Source organism: Mesorhizobium wenxiniae, from assembly GCF_002284535.1.
Taxonomy (GTDB): domain Bacteria; phylum Pseudomonadota; class Alphaproteobacteria; order Rhizobiales; family Rhizobiaceae; genus Mesorhizobium; species Mesorhizobium wenxiniae.
Genome location: NZ_NPKH01000001.1, coordinates 204,580 through 223,887 on the forward strand (window position 1 = coordinate 204,580; position 19,308 = coordinate 223,887).

Sequence of the window (19,308 nt, forward strand, 5' to 3'; positions counted from 1 at the left end):
GGAGGCTTCGATGATGGAATGCATGAGCGGCATGATGATGTTCGGCATGGGCCTGGTGTGGCTGCTTGTCGTCGTCGTGCTCGTCCTCGGGACGGCCGCGCTGATCAAGTACCTGTTCTCCAGCGGCGGCAAAGGAGAAGGGCGTCGGTCCTCTTATCGATGCGTGGCCGCGGCAGGCCTCGGATTGGTCTGGACATTGCCTTGGCTCGCCAACCGGATGGCCGGTGGCGGCGCCCCGGCCGCGGCGATAGCGCTAGGCAAGACGGTTTTAGCCAGGCGAAGGTCAGCGCGATTGGAAAGCCCGCTGCCTTCGGGACGCATGCCGGCGCCGGGACCGGCCGCGGTCGTCGGCGGCGGCTACCAGAGCGACATGCCGGGCTTCGGGAATGTCCTCACCGACGAGGAGATCCGGGCCGTTCTGGCCTTCATCAAAAGCACATGGCCCGAGCGGGAACGCGCCTATCAGGCAGATGAGCCGCCGGGAGCGGGAGCAGACACAGTGAGACCAATCCTAGCCGCGGAGCCCTCGAACGCCCCCAACCGGAATGCATTGTCCATGAAAGCGAAACCGTCGCTTGCGATTCAATTTCTGGCGCTGATCCTCGCGACCTCCGCGCTGGCCCACCATCCGGGCGCCGATCTCGACAAGATGAGGGACAGCGCGGAGAGGTTCTTCCAGGCGATCGACGAGCAGGCCGCGCCGCCTTTCGAACTGGCCGACGCGGACGGAAGGGCCGTCCGCCTTTCCGATTTCTCCGACAAGATCGTGGTGCTCTACTTCATGACGAGGTAACCTTGGAAGAAGAAGGCGACGGCCACTGGCGGCAGGATGGCAAGCACGCTGGCCGCAAAAAGCGGCCATACTCATAGAAGCGGGCCGGTTCTGTCGCAAATCGTGCTTTTGGCCACAACTGGACGCTTTCGCGCGCTTATGGACCAGCTCACATGTCCAACAACGCAAGCAGATGACAGGGCTCGACGTGCCCCGGGGTGGCGCCCTACTTCCACGCTCGCACTGTCACACTCCCGCCGAAAGGCGGGTTTAGTGAGTTATGGCAGTGACTGTGCCACCAGTCCAAACGTCGAGTTTCGCGGCAACTTCGACGCTTTCCTTAGCTGACTTGCCCAAAACCAGCGCGGCCAAAGCATACTGCTTGCCGCTCCCGATGGCATAATATTCACCTTTCACGGGATCACTTGGCAGCCAATTGCCGTCCAACAATACGGCTTCCCCATTTTTGCGCACTATCAGCGCCTCAAATTCAAAATTGTCGTCGTTGCGCGGCACAGGAATATCAGAAACATCCATGCCCTTCTCAACCCAGTCTCGAACGGCCTTTGGAATACCCAAGGACGAAGAGGAAACGCCGATGAGTGTGCCGTCGCATAAGCGAAACACCTTCGTTTTCTCACCGACGGATACTGAGTCAAAACCCAAGGCTCGGCCGTCGCCAGCCATGGTTCCGTTCCTGTAAGCTATTGTTGTCATTGGCACCCTTCTATCGCTACATCAAACTTCAGGACCTTGCGCATGTCCCCTGTGTCAAGGTCACTGACCGACGGCCTATTTGCCTGATACACGATACAGGCTGCGCTCCTTGAGTTCGCGCACGGGTGGCCGTCATCTTGCCGCCTTCGCGCAATGCCTTGAACAGGCCGAGTCTGTCCCCCAGCGGGAATGACAACCACCTCCATGTCGTTGAAAAGCAGGAAATCCGTCACTTTGCCTCGTCGGTAACGGGCGGAGCCGGAGCGGTCGTCACCGGGCAAGCGCGGTCGCAGTAGGTATCCTGGGCAGCCCGTCAGACATGGATGGCTCCGGTTGTGGTGACGGGGAGGGCGATAAGCAAGTTCGGGCCAAGTGATTGTTCCGCGGCTGTATGTTTTGGTGAGGTGATCATGCGACTTCTTGTTGGTCGGTCACGTGTTTGCGGATAACCAGCATGCGCTGTGCCAAATGAGAAAACCATTTAAAGTCAATCCAGCAGATCTGACTGTATTCCGACATTGTCGGAAATTGGACATCGCCGAACGCGAGCGCTCGGGGCTTGTGATGATACTTGGGCGTGCTGCTTCGGAGGAGGGATGCGCCTCGTACCGGCCGCGAAGCCTTCCTGCATTTAAGGCGCCAGATCAATTGAACGCGCATACCAGTCAGCCGTCCCGTCGTTTAGTCCAAATGGCGATCCATCTCAGCGCGCTCACGCCATCCACCTTTCTGCGCGACCCAAGCTAAACACGCTCGGCGATGATTAGGATACCTACTACATCTGGACCCGCCCGGCCTTGCTCGCCTGCGAGACTTGAGGCGTTCGTCGATCGGATAGAGGTTTCGATTCAGGAGACGTGCTTCGTGATGCGGCCATGATAGGCCGGTCCCTCACCGACTGCCGCACGCTCGGAAGAAGCCAAGGTAGGCGACAAGCCTCTGTGGATCGCTGAAGCGCCGAATGTTGCCGATTGCCGCGGCAACGTTCGCACCCACGGTGACGTCGGAGGCAACGTCATCAGGCGACGGATTGTCGGATCCTAGTGGGCACCACCGCGATATCCGCCTCGACCACCGTCAACGCCTCGTTGATCTGATTGATCAAGCCGAGGTGGCACTCGATGGCGGCGCGCTCAAGGAGCAGCATGAGTTAACACCTACTCCTAGCGCCGCTCCTGAAGTCCTATTTCCGCCGGCGCCTGACGAAGCAGCGCAATGCGACTCCCGCGACCGTGGCCAGCTATCGCGATGCCTTGCGCATGCTGATCCTCTTTGCCGCCGCCCGATTGCGGAAGAAGCCGGGGGCGTTGGCGCTCGAAGAGCTGATCGAGATCTCGTTCTCGCTTTTCTCGACGAACTCGAGGAGAAGCGGAACAATTCCGTCACCACGCGCAACGCCCGCTTGGCCGCGATCCGATCTTTCTTCCGCCACGTCGCTGCCGCCGACCCGGCATCCTTCGGCGTCGCCCAACGCGTGCTGACGATTCCCATTAAACGGACGCACATTGACGTGACGTACCACCTCACCACGGCCGAAGTGGACACCCTCATCGCGGCGCCAGATCCAAAGACGCCCCGTGGTCGGCGCGACCGAGCCTTTCTGCTCTTTCTTGGCACGAACCGGCGCCCGGGCCTCCGAAGCCACCGGCGTCAACGCAAACGACCTTCAGTTGGAGCGGCCGCACCCACAAGTGCTGCTGCGCGGCAAAGGGCGTAGAGACCGCGTCGTCCCCATTGCTAAGGACCCGGCTGCGGGCGCTGACATCCTTGTTGAGCGAGCGCGGGATCGCCCATCACGAGCCGCGACCGATATTCCTCGGCGCCCGCAACGAGCGCCGGGCCTACCAGACCGGCTTTGGCCGACAAGCCCATATCGCCGCACATCTTCCGGCACTCCCTCGCCATGAAGCTTCTCCAGTCCGGCGTGGACCTTTTGACGATCCAAGCCTGGCTCGGGCATGCACGGGTCGCCACGACCCACCGCTATGCCACAGCGGATGTAGAGATGATGCGCAATGGACTCGAGAAGGCGGGCGTCACCGGCGATCACGGCGTGCGTTTCCGACCAAATGACTCCGTTCTGCAACTGCTGAACTCCATCTGAATGTTTATGTGGCGGAGGCAAGCTGGGTTTGGCCGGTCCGAAGGGGTCAGGGCGGCTCCGCCACATAATCTCGCCCGACGCATAAATGCGGATCCCGGCCCAATGTCTCCTGAACCTGCAGAGCGAGACGCTGCATTCCGCGACGCATATCGGTCCGGCCCACCGCCAACCAGATCCGCACCTGGCTCGGGACCGGGATCATGAAACGCCCCGCGCCTTCACCATCGCCGCTGCCAGTGTTGGCGGCGTGGTCAGTGGAATCCGCAGCCGCACCTTGCCGGCGACCTCCAGCTCGATCACCACTGGCGGCGGGAGCGGCTGGGCGCGTTCGTCAAGAACGTCTTCAGTTGCCGGCTGCCCGGTCTCAGGTCGAAACAGCTCGTTGCGCCAGTATCGGCTGCTGGGCGCGACGCTGTTCGCTGTGTCACAGGAAGAAAGGAAGGTCACCTTGGAGCTCAGGTCAGTCGCCCCTCGGGCTTTTTGCCTATGGCGGCAAAGGGCTCAAGCAAGCCCGAGCTTTTTCCTGAGCTCGGCGTTTTCTTTCCGGAGCCGGTCAGCGAGGAGCTTCTTCAGACGGGCGTTCTCTTCTTCAAGCTTCACAAGATCCTTGAGCTCATCGCTCTGTGTTGTCTGCCCAGCAGCCCTTTTCCAGTGATAGTACGTCTGTTCCGATATTCCAGCGTTCTGAACGGCTGCCTTGATACTCTCTCCCCGTCCGATCTGCTTCTCGATCTCGCCGAGCTTCTGGGCACGCTCGTTCTCAGAGTAATTTCTCCGCGCTGCCCGGACTGTAGGCGAAGCGATCGCTTTAGATGAAGACGCCTGAAGAGCCGAGCTGGCGGCTCTGGTTCGTATAGCACCTGCGCGCTGCGCGGTCCGCTTCCGCGTCTTCGGCGCCTTTATATCGGGTGTCTGTTCCTTCACGGGCACCTCGCCTGCTGCCTGGGTTGCCTCAGTTTCCTTAAGGTTGGACATCAGAAACTCCCTGCGATTTCAAACATCTATTCTAGCACGCAGCATCTAGAACTTATGGGCTTTGTCAACTGCGGCCACAAAACCGTGCTCGCCAATGTCGCCGTCCGACGCGTTAACATGATGCCAGTAACTGCGGCAATGCAATCGGTTCGCAATCCGCAACAAAGAGTATCGGCTGGATGTGCACGACGCCCCAGTCTCTGAAACAGCGTAGCCGCCCGGTAAGAGCCGCTTTCAGTCTGCCTTAGAAACAAGGTGGTCGGTCGCCACTCCCGCGCATACTATCCGTCTACTCTTGCTCCTCGCACGGCGCCAGGTCCTCGTCATCGATGCCGGGCAGCGTCGCAGCGGCTAAGCCAGCCACTCGCATTGCTCCCTGACAGGATGGTGCCGATCCTGCTGAGATCGCATGCTGGCGCGACGTTGCTTTGCGGCCACCGTCGCGCCTGCCCGTGAACTGTTCGCGCCTGTGCTCATGCTCGCCTTGACACCCTCGATGGGTCCATCCGGGATGGTCAACCATCCGGAACATAGCGGGCAGGCGGGCATCTTCACCAGCAGTCTCTGTGTCGCTCTCGTGGCGGCAAACAAGATCGAGGCTGGCGGGGTGATGATCAACGGTCTCGAACCATCGATTTTGATCGCGGTGGCCGTTCAGTGTGTTCAAACACGAGGCGCCGTTAGACGGCACCGCAGCATCATAGCGAAGTGCCATGCAGGACGACTCCCTGCAGCATCGTCTCGCGCAGCCAAACACTTGCCGGATCACTGTTGTGAACGGCCGGGCGTTTGACGGCCTGTGACGCGAAAAGGCAACGGAAGATCTAGCATTTATGGGGGGAATGTTTTTCGGAGTGCTTGACCAGAAGGAAGGGCATGACTGCCTATTGCCCGACCCGGCAAGGCCGCACTCATGACCGGCTGGGCTCATCCTGCATGCCGCGCCCGTGAGGTTACTTGTCGGAAGTGCGTCGAGCACAACGACGAGATGTAGTTCACGATCTTTGAAACGCGTGGTCAACTATCCAAAGTGTGGATGCCTTTCATCGAAACAAACGATTTCATCAATGTTGTGGAATCCTGCATGGGCAGAAGCACCTGACGCACACCGATGCCCCACTGCCTCATGGCGTGGCGAGCGTCTTAAGAACTGCCCGAAAGGAGAACTTTCATGCGCTCTACCGGGCAGTGGAGTGCTGGGAAAGGGAGTTGCAACTGACCGGCCATGTCAACTGTCCGACTTCTTCCGAGCCTATGGACAGACTGGGAACCTTCCACGCAAAGCCATTCGAAAGCGGCCGCAGTTGGGCCGGCGCGAGACCGGAAGCCCGCGCAATCGGCTACGACGCGCACGGTGTAGCGGCTCACATCGTCATACTGCACCTACGCCACACACCGGCCGGACCTGATCCGGCTTTATGAGCATTGGGCTTTGTCAGTCGCACAAGCGTGATGGCTTTCGCGACGCGGCGCGCCTCAGGAACTGAGCCGCGGGTCCGGGTCGAAACGCGGGAAAGAAAGACAGGAAACAGAATGGCCGATCAATTCGCAACGGACGTCATTGCCCTGATCAAGAAACGCGCCGAGTCGGAGAGCGGTGAGGGAATGCCTGCGTCATTCGTCGGCGAGATAACAATCGCCACGGAACTGGACGCGCTCGGGTTCGATTCGCTGGGTTTGGCGGACGTCCTCTGGGATGTGGAACAGGCCTACGGCATCAAAATCGATATGAACACGGCCGATGCCTGGTCCAATCTCAAGAATGTCGGCGACGTCGTGGAAGCCGTCCGCGGCTTGCTTGCGAAGGAGGCTTGAATGGACAGGCGCGTCGTCATCACCGGAGTGGGCGGCCTGTGCGGACTGGGCACCGACGCCGCCTCTATGTGGAAAGAGATGCGCGAAGGCCGCTCCGCCATCGGCCCGCTCGCCAATTCCGAGCTTCATGACCTGGAGGGCATGACGGGCGCTGAGATCAAGGCGCTGCCCGAGCACGACATCAACCGGGGGCATCTCATCTCCATGGACCGCTTCAGCTTGCTCGCCGTGCTTGCAGCGCGCGAAGCCATGCGGCAGGCCGGACTTTCCTGCGACGAAGGGAATGCCCATCGCTTCGGCGCGACAGTGGGCGTCGGATTTACCGGTTCATACGCAACAGAACAAACTTACCGCTCACTGCTTTTGGGTAGCGCAATCCGTGCTGAACTCTTCACTGGAGTAAAGGTGATGCCCAGCGCCGCTTCCGTCCATCTTAGCTTGAGCCTCGGCTTGCGCGGGCCGGTGTTCGGGGTGACCTCCGCATGTGCCTCGGCCAACCATGCGATCGCCTCGGCGGTGGATCAGATCAAGCTGGGCCGGGCCGACGTAATGGTTTCCGGGGGCAGCGACGCACCCTTCGCATGGGGCGTGCTGAAAGCATGGGAAGCAATGCGCGTGCTTTCACCCGATACCTGCCGGCCCTTCTCCGCCGATAGGAAGGGCCTGGTGCTGGGCGAGGGTGCTGGCATGGCCGTGCTGGAAAGCTACGAGCATGCAAGGGCGCGCGGTGCCACAATCCTTGCCGAGATCGCCGGCGTCGGCCTTTCCGCCGATGCCTTCCACATCGCCGCGCCATCTGTCGAGGGGCCAGCGTCGGCGATGCGCGCCTGCCTTGCCGATGCCGGGCTGAATGCCGGGGACGTCGACTACCTCAACGCGCACGGCACCGGTACCAAGAGCAATGATCAGACTGAAACGGCGGCGATCAAGCGTGTGTTTGGAAATCACGCTTATTCGATGTCCATCTCTTCCACCAAGTCCACGCACGCGCATTGCCTCGGCGCAGCGAGCGCGCTTGAAATGATCGCCTGCGTGATGGCAATCCAAGAGGACGTCGTGCCGCCGACCGCCAACTATCGCGAGCCAGATCCCGCTTGCGACCTCGACATCACGCCCAATGTGCCGCGCGAGCGCAAGGTGCGCGTCGCCATGAGCAACGCCTTCGCCATGGGCGGCACGAACGCAGTTCTGGCATTCAGGCAGGTGTAGAAGCCATGCAAGACGCCTCATTTGAGGTCACCTGTCGTATCTAGCTGCTTGCCGGACCACTATGTGAAGCGAGCGCTATTTGCTGCCTCTGCGATGCGGGAATTGGCAGCGGACGTCTCACGATCAAACAGGCATCTGCTTGTAGAATTCTTTTAATCGTGAAGCGGCGCGAGTGCGCTATCCGTTGAGGTGAGCAAGGCCGGCGCCCTGGGTGAGCTCTGGTGTCGGGTGGTGGAAAGTACAGGGGGAGCTGTGTGGCCACCTCTTTCTCGGCCTCGACGATGTGCGAAGGAGCCTGTGCGGCGAACGGGCCGACGCCCCAGGCTCAGAACCTGGGCGAACCTAACTCCCGCCAAAGGACAGCCCAGAGCTGGATACACGAAAAAGATACTGAACCCGCGAATCAGATTCTGATCAATCGTCGTGTCTGAGCTCCGCTCGGCTCTTACGGAGATAATCGCGCGGCCCGGCAACGGCCGCGCGTGCCGCGGGCGTGAGCTTTGCGCTTCGTCAGAAGTGCCTCGAGCGTGACGACGATAATTGACCAGCCATATGGAACGCATTCGCCCAGTTATCCAAAGCGTGGATACCTTTCATCTAAACAAAGGATTTTACCGTTTTTGCTGCAGGTCCCATAGAAGCGCTTCAAGTTGGAAAGATAGGTAGTTCCGATGGTTGCGTTGGATCCGAGGAGCATCATCTGGTGTGCGGGGCGTACAAAGTCAGTCGCATCTGCATTGCGGCTTGGTCTTTCGGCGGTCTCCACAAGTTACGCCCCGTTGGCGCGACGCCAATTATTTAACCAATGCTTGGACATTTATCTCAACCAGACAGCTACAAGGTGAGGTCTTCCATGCGCCCGAATGTCGAGTGGAAGTTGTGCTGGGAAAATGAGTTGCAACTGGCCGACCATGTCGAACTCTCCGACTTTTTTCGAAAGACCTATGGACGGACTGGCGCCTTCAACGCGGAGCCATTCGAAGGCGGCCGCAGTTGGGCCGGCGCGAGGCCGGAATTCCGCGCAATCGGCTACGACGCGCATGGGGTAGCGGCTCACATCGGCATGCTGCGGCGCTTCATCAAAGTTGGCGAGGTCGACTTGATCGTCGCTGAATTGGGCCTGTACGCGGTTCGTCCGGATCTTGAAGGGCTCGGAATCGGTTTTTCGATGCGCGTGGCGTACCCAGTGCTCCATCAGTTGGGTGTTCCATTCGCTTTCGGCACGGTTCGGCACGCGCTGCGAAACCATGTCGAAAGATTCTGCAGAGCCGGCCTCGCGAACATTGTGTCGGGCGTTCGCGTACGGTCGACCCGTCCAGACGTGCATCCCGACCTGCCGCCCACGCGCCTGGAAGACGTACTCGTGTTGGTTTCGCCGATCGGACGCTCGATGGACGAGTGGCCGTCCGGTACCCTGATCGACCGGAACGGTCCGGAACTATGAAGCCTCTGGACTACATATGCGAAGGGCAGAGTGACAATGCCGATGGCATTGCAGAGCGCAGCGTCTATCTGACGTTTGACGACGGTCCCAATTCATTTTTCACACCGCAGATACTCAATGTGCTGGCGCAACATCAGGTGCCGGCGACCTTCTTCGTTGTTGGGGCCTACGCGGCCGACGAGCCGGAACTCGTTCGCCGAATTATTACAGACGGGCACGGTATAGCCAACCACACGATGACTCATCCGGACCTGGCTAAATGCGGGCCCGTCGAAGTCGACCGCCAGATAGTTGAGGCAAACAGAGTCATAGGGATGGCTTGCCCGCAGGCCATGGTTCGGTACTTTCGTGCACCGTATGGCATCTGGACCGAAGAAGTAATCGCTGCATCAGCGGGTGCGGCATTGGCGCCCGTCCATTGGTCCATTGATCCACGCGACTGGTCTCGCCCCGGCGTTGACGCCATCGTCGACAGAGTGCTCGCCGATATCCGGCCGGGCGCAATCGTGCTGTTGCACGACGGGTGCGCTCCCGACGAATTGCAACCAGGCAATCAAGCCAGTCTGCGCGACCAGACGGTGACAGCGTTGTCACGCCTAATTCCAGAATTGCACGGCCGCGGATTTGTAATCCGATCACTTCCTCAACATCCCTGAACAAACAGAGATCCTATGGACCTTCTCACCACAGCCAGTACTGTTGCCGTTTCGTCTTATGCGGTGCTCTCGACTGTTTACAGAGGCATGCAAGCGGTCTACTCCCAACCGGAAAATGTTACGCCGCCGTCGGAAAGCTTGTTCGGATCCGACCGTTGGCCGAGCGTGGATGTCATCATCCCCTGCTACAATGAGGACCCGCGCACACTCGCGGCGTGTTTAGCTTCCATCGCAATTCAAGATTACGCCGGAACATTTCAGGTCTATCTGGTTGACGACGGTTCTGGAAATCGTAATGCCGTCATCCCGGTACATCACGCCTACGAGGGCGACCCGAGATTCAATTTCATTCTGCTCCGCGAGAATGTTGGCAAACGCAAGGCGCAGATCGCCGCCATCCGCCGCTCATCTGGAGATTTCGTGCTCAGCGTCGACTCTGACACGACACTTGCGTCCGACGTGATCACGAAGCTTGCAGTAAAAATGCGGGATCCCATGGTCGGAGCGGCCATGGGCCAGCTGACGGCATACAACCGCAGCGACACTTGGTTGACCCGATTGATCGATATGGAATACTGGCTGGCTTGCAATGAGGAGCGCGCGGCGCAAGGTCGCTTTGGTGCGGTCATGTGCTGCTGCGGCCCATGTGCAATGTACCGCCGGTCTTGTCTCCTTTCTCTGCTGGATCAATACGAGACGCAGCTGTTCAGGGGGAAACCAAGCGACTTCGGTGAAGACCGTCATCTTACGATCCTCATGCTGAAAGCAGGCTTTCGAACCGAGTACGTTCCAGATGCCGTCGCGGCGACAGTCGTTCCGGACAAGATGGGACCTTATTTGCGCCAACAACTCCGCTGGGCACGGAGCACTTTCCGGGACACGATGCTTGCGCGAGGTCTACTGCGTGGCCTGGATCGCTATCTAACTTTGGATGTGATGGGAGAGAATCTCGGCCCATTGTTGCTCGGCATCGCGGTAGTAACGGCGCTCGGTGAGCTACTATTTTCACATACAGTAAATTGGTGGACGGTGCTGGCTATTGTCACCATGACCATAATCAGATCTACGGTGTTATCTTTCCGCACTCGGCAGCTTCGATTCATCGGCTATTCAATGCACGCGTTAATCAGGATATTCCTGTTGATCCCCTTGAAGGCTTACGCCCTGTGTACATTGAGCAATAGCGATTGGCTGTCGCGTAAAAGTGTTCCCCTGCCCAACAGAAGCACAAAGGAAATCACAAGCGCGATGCCGCTTGCCGGAGCAAATGCTGCGGGCAATTCTGGAATTGCGGAGTCACTTCATACTGCAGATCTTTCGCTCACAGCTGGTGAAGTCTGACGGCCTTGCAGCGCCGGGTGACCGAGTAAGTTGTGTCAGTCGACACGTGGTGAAGCTTGTCGAGTTACCTATGGTCAGAACGGGAACTATCTGGAAGCGACACGTGGCATCTTGACGTTAATTCTTTGGCGGAAGCGATACACGCGTCGCTCCGGCCGCGACTTTCCAAAGGTGCCATCTCAAGGCGGTGGCCTGCTCTGAACCAGATTCGTAAGTAAGCTGCCGGTGGCCAATCGGACTCATTCCGCTTGAGATAGACGCATGTCCAATGTAGCAATCGACCTTACCGGCGTAACCAAATTATTCGGAAACAAGCTCGTTGTGGACGGGCTGTCCTTCACCGTTGCATCGGGAGAGTGCTTCGGTCTGCTGGGGCCGAACGGCGCAGGCAAGAGCACGATTGCGCGTATGCTCCTCGGTATGACCCGGCCTGACGCGGGTGATATAACAGTCCTCGGTCTACCAGTGCCGGCACGCAGCCGCTTGGCCCGCAAGGGCATAGGCGTGGTCCCGCAGTTCGACAATCTCGACCTGGAATTTACGGTACGTGAGAACCTGTTGGTGTTCGGGCGCTACTTCGGCATGAGAACAAGAGAGATCAACGCCGTCATCCCACGGCTCCTCGAGTTCGCTCGCCTTGAGAGCAAGGCGGATTCACGTGTCGGCCTGCTATCCGGCGGGATGAAGCGGCGCCTGACGCTGGCACGTGCTCTGATCAACGACCCCCAGTTGCTTGTGATGGATGAGCCCACGACCGGCCTCGACCCGCATGCCCGCCATCTGATCTGGGAGCGACTTCGTTTCCTGCTGGCGAGCGGAAAAACGATCATTTTGACCACCCATTTCATGGAAGAGGCTGAGCGGCTTTGTGATCGGCTGTGTGTTCTCGAACGGGGACGCAAGATCGCCGAGGGCAGTCCTCATGCGCTGATCGACGAGTACATTGGGTGCAACGTGATCGAGATCTTCGGCGGCAATCCACAGGAGCTGATTTCGCTGATCAGGCCGTACGTTCAGCGTATCGAGGTAAGCGGCGAGACGCTCTTTTGCTATGCGCCTGATCCGGAGGATGTGCGCATCCAGCTTCGCGGTCGAGCGGGTCTGCGTATTCTGGAGCGTCCACCCAGTCTGGAGGACGTTTTCTTGCGGCTAACCGGACGTGAGATGGAGAAGTGAGCAATGGGTGAACGTCTTGCGGCCGCTCTACCCGCCAACGCCTGGAACTGGATCGCGGTGTGGCGCCGCAATCATTTGGCATGGAAGAAGGTGGCATTTGCTTCAATGCTCGGCACCCTTGCTGATCCGATGATTTACCTTTTCGGGCTCGGCACTGGCCTTGGACTGTTGGTAGGCCGCATCGAAGGTGCATCCTACATCGCTTTTCTGGCAGCCGGCATGGTTGCGACAAGCGCGATGACAGCATCGACCTTCGAAACAATTTACGCGGTTTTCGGTCGAATGCGCGATCAGGGCACTTGGGAAGCAATCTTGCACACACAACTTACCCTCGGCGACATCGTTCTCGGTGAATTGACCTGGGCAGCCACAAAGGCCTTTCTGGCCGGTACGACAATTGCGATTGTTGCCGCCGCGCTAGGTTATGCCGCGTGGACGTCGGTTCTCTACGTGCTGCCGGTCATCGCTCTCACCGGGTTCGCCTTTGCGAGCCTGGCCATGCTCGTCATCGCGCTCGCGCCCAGTTATCACTATTTTATTTTCTATCAGACGCTTGTCATCACACCTATGCTGTTCCTTTCGGGCGCGGTTTTTCCAGTCGGCCAATTGCCAGGAGTGTTTCAGCAGATTGCGGCCTTCTCGCCGCTGGCGAATTCTATCGATCTAATCCGTCCGGTGATGCTCGGCCGCCTGGGCGACAATGTAGGGCTGCATATAGGCGCACTTTGCATGTTCGCTGTATTGCCTTTTTTTCTGTCGGCTGGACTGTTTCATCGACGACTAATGCGTTGACGCTTACCTACGCCCATCAACGAGAAGGAGGTCCGCAATGCCGGATTGCAAACTGCCCACAGCGGCCCGGAGGCATGCGTGTGCCAGGAATCGCGAGTGGTACAACAACGCCGAAGCCGGGCGCCACCAGCCGCTGCAGGCACGCGCCCATCTTCGCGACCACACCTCGGAGTACAGGCTGGGTGGTGAGGCGCGGACCCACCCGGAGCGTTCAAGCGATAGCAGCCAAGCTTCTTGTGCGCGTCCCCAGACCGTCGCGGCCATTATTTAGTTGGATAAACATGCAATGACCCACAACGAACCAACTCCTGAGCCTTTTGTGATCCTTGCTATGCCAAGGACCGGAACACACTATTTAGAAGAATTGCTAAACGAGCATCCGACCGTTTTGAGTAACGGTGAGTTGCTAAACGAATATGATCCCAATTGGCCCAGCACGGATCGCCTGCTAGGCACGGATCGCGAGCTTCTTGAGCTTGCCTATGTGCGCTGCCCTATGCGCGACTACAAGAATGTGACGCATCTTGGCTGCAAGATCAATGAACCTCAGTTTCGCGAGCGTCCAGCATTCTTTGCGGAATTAGTTCGTTGGCCAGCACTCAAGGTCATCCTCGTTGTTCGCCGAAACGTATTGGAATCGCTCCGATCCTTTGTGCAGGCCAGGGAAAGCGGTCAGTGGCTGAAGTTCAGCTCGGACAACGATACCGCTCGGCCACCGAGCGTCAGGTTGTCAATCGCTGACTGTGAGGCTTATTTCAAAGCCGCCGACGATTTTCACGCTCGCGTTATGGACTCCTTCACGTCGACCAACCTGCTTGTAATGGAATACGAGAGCCTTCTTCATGAACCTGCCCAATGCTTGGGAGCGGTTTGGGATTTCCTGGGCGTTCCAGCGCTTGAGCCATCAGATAACGCCATCCTGCAGCGCCAGGAAACGCGACCGCTGGATCAAACGGTGGAGAACTTTGACGAGTTGCGGATTCACTTCGCACGCGGACCTTATTCAAGATTTTTTGACCTCGGAGATTCGATGCGCTCCTACGCTTAATCGCTTGTCCCGCGTGCTCTGATGGGCGTGTAGGATATCCTGCAGTTTGCGCGCAATCCGTCGCAAAACTGACCAACCAAAGTCACCAAGACGACAGATATCGGCCGGCATTCGATCTGCGGCGAACATCAAAGGCACGGCCGCAAGGCGACCTGGTCAATTCCCTCTCTGGCGAAGCACTTCTTCACGCGATCTTTGGCGAGCCTTGAGTGCAAATTCCGGCAAAGGTGGAGGGTTCCAGTGCGCAACCCGCACCAATCTCGCTGGACGGGACAGGCCTCCAGTTGGCACGGCGCTTGCTCCGAGATGACAGCAGCGCTCGACCGGAGCGCAGCATGGGAGAAGGAGGAGCCCCCACCCCGATCCGGTCAGGGAGAGAGAAACGGTGTTGGTTCCAAAAGTCCCCCGCGCGATCGCAGCGCCCCGCAAGCGCCATTTTGCCCGGACCTACGTGCAGGTGCTTGCCGCCATAGTCCTGGGAGCCGCAATTGGCTACCTCTATCCGGAAACCGGCCAGAGCCTGAAGCCGCTCGGCGATGCCTTCATCAAAGTCGTCAAGATGATTATCGCACCTGTCATCTTCCTGACAATTGCGACCGGCATTGCCGGCATGAGCGATCTGCAGAAGGTCGGCCGAGTTGCCGCCAAGGCGATGGTTTATTTCCTCACCTTCTCGACCCTTGCACTCGTTGTCGGACTGATTGTCGCGAATATCGTTCAGCCTGGCGCCGGCCTCAACATCGATCCGGCCTCGCTCGATGTCCAAGCCGTTAAGGGCTATGTGGCCACGGCTCACGAGCAGTCCGTGATCAGCTTCCTGATGAACATCATCCCGTCAACGATTGCCAGTGCCTTCGCGGAAGGCGACATCCTGCAAGTCTTGTTCTTCTCGGTCCTGTTCGGCATTGCTTTGGCGATGACCGGAGAGACGAGCAGGCCGGTCGTTACCTTTCTCCAGGCGCTTACCGCCCCCATTTTTAAGCTCGTCGGCATTCTGATGAAGGCTGCACCCATCGGCGCCTTCGGCGCAATGGCCTTTACGATCGGCAAATACGGAATCGGTTCGGTGGCCAACCTCGCGATACTGGTCGCGACGTTCTATCTTACCGCCTTCCTCTTCGTGTTCGGGGTTCTCGGCGCGGTCTGCCGCTACAACGGCTTCTCCATCTTTTCTCTCGTCCGCTACATCAAGGACGAACTGCTGCTTGTCCTGGCAACGTCCTCCTCGGAGGCCGCGCTGCCCTCGCTCATGGAGAAGATGGAGAAGGCCGGCGCCGCGCGTTCGGTCGTAAGTCTCGTCATCCCTACTGGATACTCATTCAATCTGGACGGTACCAATATCTACATGACGATCGCCGCCCTCTTCATCGCGCAGGCGACGAACACAGATTTGTCAATTGCCGATCAGATCCTCCTGCTGCTAATTGCGATGCTTTCCTCGAAGGGTGCGGCAGGCGTCACCGGCGCCGGCTTCATCACATTGGCCGCTACTCTCTCTGTCGTGCCGAGTGTTCCCGTTGCCGGAATGGCTCTAATTCTTGGCGTGGACCGCTTCATGTCGGAATGCCGCGCGCTGACGAATTTAGTCGGTAATGCGGTGGCATCGCTCGTTGTCGCTCGCTGGGAAGGCGAATTGGACCAGTCACGGATGGAAGCCGCTTTCCGCGATTAGGGTTACATCAAACTGGCTCCCCGCAAGCAAGATCGCAACAGCGCGACGTGTAAGTAGCGGCCTTGACACAACAGTCGAATTGCCAGCCTCCAAAGAGCGCTGGAAATAGAGTACTAACGCAGTGAGTAATACAACACCATGAAGCCCCTAAGCAAACGAACGGTTCACGGAAACTCATCTGGGTGCGCATGGAGCGCTGTTCGTCGAATGCGCTATCCGCGGGGTGGGGGAACTATTTCAGCTTGCCGCCCCAAGCCGTCGCGGGAGCGCACCGGATGATGGAGGACCGGCCGATCAGAATCGCTAGGGGAAAGCGCGTCACAATAGCCGATCTCGCCCGCGAAGCCGGAGTCAGCGTAGCAACAGTCGATCGGGTTCTGAACGTCCGCCTTCCGGTGCGAGAGGAGACCGCCCAGCGGGTCCATGCGGCCGCGCACGCGATCGGCTATCATGCTGCCGGTCTCATCAAACAGCGCTTGCAGCAGCACCTGCCGCACTACAAGCTGGGCTTCATCTTGAGAAAACCTACCCACGATTTCTACCAAGATTTCGCTCGCAAGATCGAAGAGTCGGTCAGTATGGCTAAATCCTTCCACGGCCTTCCGATCATCGAGTTCGCGCAGTCACATTTGCCGCGTGACCTGCTCCCGCTTCTTAAGGACCTTGGGAGCCGCTGCCAGGCGATCGCCATGGTGGCGGCCGATCACCCGAAAATCACAGCATCAGTCGAGGAGCTCAAGGCGAAAGGTATCCCGGTATTTTCGCTGCTATCCGACTTCGCCGATGGCGTGCGCGAGGGCTACATCGGCCTCAACAACAGCAAGGTCGGACGGACTGCCGCTTGGGTGTTTTCCAAGGCCGCAAAACGGCCCGGCAAGGTGGCGGTGTTTGTCGGAAGCCATCGCTTCCAGGCGCATGCGACGCGGGAAACGGCCTTTCGTGCGTATTTTCGTGAGAACGCGCCAAAATTCGAGGTGCTTGATGCGCTCGTGAACCTTGATGAACGGCAGCTCACTTACGAAAAATTGCTGGATCTTATGCAGCGGGAACCAGAGCTCGTCGGCTTCTATATGGCCGGCGGAGGGATAGAGGGGGCAATTTCCGCGCTCCGAGAAGAGGGGAGCGGTCAGGATCTCGTCGCGATCGTGAGTGAAATGACGCCGCAGTCACGTGGGGCGCTTGCGGATGACATCTTGACGATGGCGGTCGGCACGCCAATGCGCCGACTTTGCCAGGAGCTGATAATGGCAATGGAGCGGGCCATCAAAGCCGGCGTCGCGGAGAGCCCGGGGCAGACATTTCTGCCGTTCGACATTTATCTTCCGGAAAATATTTGAGCTTGATGGATTTCTATCATGAGCGCCCATTTTCCTTTCACCGATGAAAGGAAAGCTCGATTGACTCGGCCGTCTCTGTCCGATCTGTGAACCGGCGTGGTTCCGTCTTGAAAGAAGCCGGATGCCGAAATGGCAGCCGCGCTTCATGGAAGGAAAGTCAAGCAATGCGCCAGGTATCGCCCCGCTTTGCACTCGATCACATGGCGGCGCCCCGCCTTGACGTCAGTGCGCTTTTCGCGCTTGCCCGTGACCAAGGCCTGACCGACGTCCAAATCCGTTACCCTCATTTCAGCAATCCTGTCGCACGCGGCATTCCGGCTGCGGACGTCCGGTTTGCCGCTACCGAAGCGGGCGTCACGATCATCTCTGTCAACGCCTTGCAGCGGTTCAACGACTGGACTCCAACGCGTCAGGCCGAGGCAAGCAACCTCGCCGATTATGCGACGGCGTGCGGGGCGGAGACGCTCGTGTTGGTGCCGGCCAACCGCAGCTCGTGGCCCACCAATAGCGAGCGCCAGGACAATCTTCGTTTCGCTCTAAACGAGATCAAGCCAATCCTCCAGTCGCGGGGTCTGATCGGTCTCATCGAGCCGCTGGGTTTCCGAACCTGCTCGCTTCGATCAAAGAAGGAAGCGGCCGAGGCCGTTGCCGCGGTTGATGGCCAGTCCGTCTTTCGCCTCGTGCACGACACGTTCCACCACACCCTGGCCGGGGAGACATGCCTGTTCTGCGAGCTTACCGGCCTGGTGCACATTTCAAGCGTAAACGACCCGACCTTCTGGATTTACCCCGATCGCTTTCTTGCAGGTTCCGACAATGGCAGCCAGATTCAGGCGCTGCTGGATGGCGGCTACGCGGGACCTTTCTCGTTCGAGCTGGTCGAGGAAGTCCATTCTCTGGACGATCTCGCAGGCGCACTTGCCGCCAGCATCGACTTTATCCGGCGAGGGCTATTGTCGTCAGAGTAGATGGTGACAGGAGTAGTGACTATAGGTGCGCCTGAATTTTCCGTGGGTTCACAGCGGGACAGCCATCCGAGATGCCTCTTGCATCATTATCTCCCGCATCCAGATGCTTGCCGGATCGCTATTGTGGAGGGCCGGCCATTGGAGGGTCTCGGTGAATGTGGGAAATGGCAGCGGAAGTTCGATAACCCGCAGGGGGAACGTTTTTTCGAAATGCCTGACCAGCCGCAAGGGCATGGTCGCTATACGAGCTGTGCCGGACACCATAGGTGGAATCATGCTGAAGCCCTGCACGGCGACCTCGACACGTCTCTTAAGGCCATGCTCAAGCAAAAACCATTCCTCGATAGACGGCTTCATCGTACGCCCGAACCTGACCGCGACGTGCCTCATCGACATGTATCTCTCGAATGTAAGCTGCTGTGGCAGCTGCTTGTTTGTGGGACAGCCTACGCACACGAGCTTCTCGTCAAACAGCGGAACGCTTGAATGCACACTCGACGTGAACATATCCGGTAGAATTAGAAAATCGACGTCACCGCGCCGGAGAAGCTCATCGGGGCTATCGTCGACAGGCAGCAGTTCGAAGCTGACGGCGGGGGCTTCCCGTGCAATACGCTCCACAAGCTTTTCGAAAAATACGAGCGTGACGAAATCGGAAAGAATGATCCTGAAGAGGCGATCGGCTCGAGCTGGGTCAAACGGATCCGAAGAAATAATCGAGCACTGGATGTGCTGGAGAGCGTCGCGAACTGCGGGGGCAAATGCTGCCGCACGCGGGGTTAGAAATCGTTCGCGACCTCTTATCGTAAACAGTTCATCGCGGAAATAATCGCGCAGTCGGGCGACGGCCGCACTCATGGCGGGCTGACTCAGGTTGATCCTGCGTGCCGCCGCCGAGAGATTACGCTCCGTCAGGAGTGCGTCGAGCACAACGAGGAGATTTAGATCAAGTCCTTTGAAACGCATGTCATCAGCCATCCATGGGATGGATGCCTTTAACCGAAACAAACGACTTTAACAATTTAGCATTCTTGCAATCTTTTGTCGCAAAAAGTTTATGATGGATGACGTTAAGGTCCGACATATGAGCCGCGTGATCTGCCGAAGCGAGCAATCGTACGTACTGTGCAGGTCAGAGATTAGCGGTTTGAAATGCCGGGCCGATGGCGCCGGGCTATCAACCAGCGTCTTCGGCGGCCCCGACCTAGCTAGGCGTGGAACCTAATAGGGTGCACCCTTCCAGTCCGAGGCGACTGATGGGCGGTTTGATCCTAAGCTGCCG

22 protein-coding genes are annotated in these 19,308 nt (G+C 58.6%); 14 read left to right on the forward strand and 8 right to left on the reverse strand.

The genetic code is table 11. The annotated features are described in order from the left end of the window. Positions 1-31 precede the first annotated feature (31 nt). Positions 32-793: a redoxin domain-containing protein gene (locus tag CIT31_RS35830; RefSeq protein WP_245316069.1), complete on the forward strand. Its 762-nt coding sequence runs from the start codon at positions 32-34 to the stop codon at positions 791-793. 249 nt (positions 794-1,042) lie between these two features. On the opposite strand, the gene CIT31_RS00935 is transcribed toward CIT31_RS35830, so the two are convergent. From CIT31_RS00935 to CIT31_RS34795, 3 genes are all read right to left on the reverse strand, one after another. Next, positions 1,043-1,459, reverse strand: a complete 417-nt coding sequence (locus CIT31_RS00935) for a hypothetical protein (protein WP_063169404.1) — start codon at positions 1,457-1,459, stop codon at positions 1,043-1,045. Positions 1,460-2,507: 1,048 nt separating this feature from the next. Then, entirely contained in the window at positions 2,508-2,636 is a 129-nt protein-coding gene (locus tag CIT31_RS35645; RefSeq protein ID WP_259980032.1) for a hypothetical protein, read from the reverse strand. 93 nt (positions 2,637-2,729) lie between these two features. Next, the gene (locus CIT31_RS34795; RefSeq protein WP_236372576.1) at positions 2,730-3,143 is read right to left on the reverse strand and encodes a hypothetical protein; all 414 of its coding nucleotides are present in this window, start codon (positions 3,141-3,143) and stop codon (positions 2,730-2,732) included. 201 nt (positions 3,144-3,344) lie between these two features. Between CIT31_RS34795 and CIT31_RS34800 the strand changes: the two genes are divergently transcribed. Next, entirely contained in the window at positions 3,345-3,593 is a 249-nt protein-coding gene (locus tag CIT31_RS34800; protein WP_236372574.1) for a tyrosine-type recombinase/integrase, read from the forward strand. A 46-nt stretch (positions 3,594-3,639) separates the two neighbouring features. On the opposite strand, the gene tnpB is transcribed toward CIT31_RS34800, so the two are convergent. The 4 genes from tnpB to CIT31_RS33715 all read right to left on the reverse strand — a co-directional run bounded on the left by tnpB (position 3,640) and on the right by CIT31_RS33715 (position 5,283). Beyond that, positions 3,640-3,795, reverse strand: a complete 156-nt coding sequence (tnpB, locus tag CIT31_RS35650; RefSeq protein ID WP_084831567.1) for an IS66 family insertion sequence element accessory protein TnpB — start codon at positions 3,793-3,795, stop codon at positions 3,640-3,642. Beyond that, positions 3,792-4,040 (reverse strand): transposase, encoded by a 249-nt coding sequence (locus tag CIT31_RS34805; RefSeq protein ID WP_236372571.1) that lies wholly within the window; start codon positions 4,038-4,040, stop codon positions 3,792-3,794. Before CIT31_RS34805 ends, tnpB begins: the two co-directional genes overlap by 4 nt. A 54-nt stretch (positions 4,041-4,094) precedes the next feature. After that, positions 4,095-4,568, reverse strand: coding sequence for a transposase (locus CIT31_RS00965; protein WP_029356640.1), 474 nt, complete (start codon positions 4,566-4,568; stop codon positions 4,095-4,097). Positions 4,569-4,857: 289 nt separating this feature from the next. Further along, positions 4,858-5,283 (reverse strand): hypothetical protein, encoded by a 426-nt coding sequence (locus CIT31_RS33715; protein WP_133116101.1) that lies wholly within the window; start codon positions 5,281-5,283, stop codon positions 4,858-4,860. A gap of 473 nt (positions 5,284-5,756) precedes the next feature. Here CIT31_RS33715 and CIT31_RS35975 point away from each other — a divergent pair, with 473 nt between their 5' ends. The 12 genes from CIT31_RS35975 (at position 5,757) to CIT31_RS01025 (ending at position 18,026) form a co-directional block, all read left to right on the forward strand. Beyond that, positions 5,757-5,990, forward strand: coding sequence for a GNAT family protein (locus CIT31_RS35975; RefSeq protein WP_405023153.1), 234 nt, complete (start codon positions 5,757-5,759; stop codon positions 5,988-5,990). Positions 5,991-6,101: 111 nt separating this feature from the next. Continuing rightward, on the forward strand, positions 6,102-6,383 hold the full coding sequence (locus CIT31_RS00975; protein WP_029356603.1) for an acyl carrier protein: 282 nt from the start codon (positions 6,102-6,104) through the stop codon (positions 6,381-6,383). Further along, entirely contained in the window at positions 6,384-7,592 is a 1,209-nt protein-coding gene (locus CIT31_RS00980; protein ID WP_095517111.1) for a beta-ketoacyl-[acyl-carrier-protein] synthase family protein, read from the forward strand. Positions 7,593-8,445: 853 nt separating this feature from the next. After that, the gene (locus CIT31_RS00985; protein WP_063169401.1) at positions 8,446-9,036 is read left to right on the forward strand and encodes a NodA family N-acyltransferase; all 591 of its coding nucleotides are present in this window, start codon (positions 8,446-8,448) and stop codon (positions 9,034-9,036) included. Beyond that, on the forward strand, positions 9,033-9,692 hold the full coding sequence (nodB, locus tag CIT31_RS00990) for a chitooligosaccharide deacetylase NodB (RefSeq protein ID WP_091600617.1): 660 nt from the start codon (positions 9,033-9,035) through the stop codon (positions 9,690-9,692). The genes CIT31_RS00985 and nodB overlap by 4 nt, the downstream gene beginning before the upstream one ends. Before the next feature lie 15 nt (positions 9,693-9,707). Beyond that, complete coding sequence (gene nodC, locus CIT31_RS00995; protein ID WP_095517112.1) at positions 9,708-11,033, forward strand: chitooligosaccharide synthase NodC; 1,326 nt, start codon at positions 9,708-9,710, stop codon at positions 11,031-11,033. 261 nt (positions 11,034-11,294) lie between these two features. Next, positions 11,295-12,209: a nodulation factor ABC transporter ATP-binding protein NodI gene (gene nodI / locus CIT31_RS01000; RefSeq protein WP_091600619.1), complete on the forward strand. Its 915-nt coding sequence runs from the start codon at positions 11,295-11,297 to the stop codon at positions 12,207-12,209. 3 nt (positions 12,210-12,212) lie between these two features. Continuing rightward, on the forward strand, positions 12,213-13,001 hold the full coding sequence (locus CIT31_RS01005; RefSeq protein ID WP_095517113.1) for an ABC transporter permease: 789 nt from the start codon (positions 12,213-12,215) through the stop codon (positions 12,999-13,001). Positions 13,002-13,287: 286 nt separating this feature from the next. Beyond that, on the forward strand, positions 13,288-14,049 hold the full coding sequence (locus tag CIT31_RS01010; protein WP_095517114.1) for a sulfotransferase: 762 nt from the start codon (positions 13,288-13,290) through the stop codon (positions 14,047-14,049). Between the two features lie 385 nt (positions 14,050-14,434). Then, complete coding sequence (locus CIT31_RS01015; RefSeq protein ID WP_095517115.1) at positions 14,435-15,721, forward strand: dicarboxylate/amino acid:cation symporter; 1,287 nt, start codon at positions 14,435-14,437, stop codon at positions 15,719-15,721. Between the two features lie 275 nt (positions 15,722-15,996). After that, positions 15,997-17,058 carry a LacI family DNA-binding transcriptional regulator gene (locus CIT31_RS01020; protein WP_051695606.1) on the forward strand — a complete coding sequence of 354 codons (1,062 nt, stop codon included), beginning with the start codon at positions 15,997-15,999 and terminating at the stop codon, positions 17,056-17,058. A 164-nt stretch (positions 17,059-17,222) separates the two neighbouring features. Then, complete coding sequence (locus CIT31_RS01025) at positions 17,223-18,026, forward strand: TIM barrel protein (protein WP_029356612.1); 804 nt, start codon at positions 17,223-17,225, stop codon at positions 18,024-18,026. A gap of 48 nt (positions 18,027-18,074) precedes the next feature. On the opposite strand, the gene CIT31_RS01030 is transcribed toward CIT31_RS01025, so the two are convergent. Beyond that, entirely contained in the window at positions 18,075-18,992 is a 918-nt protein-coding gene (locus CIT31_RS01030) for a LysR family transcriptional regulator (RefSeq protein ID WP_029356610.1), read from the reverse strand. Between the last annotated feature and the right edge of the window lie 316 nt (positions 18,993-19,308).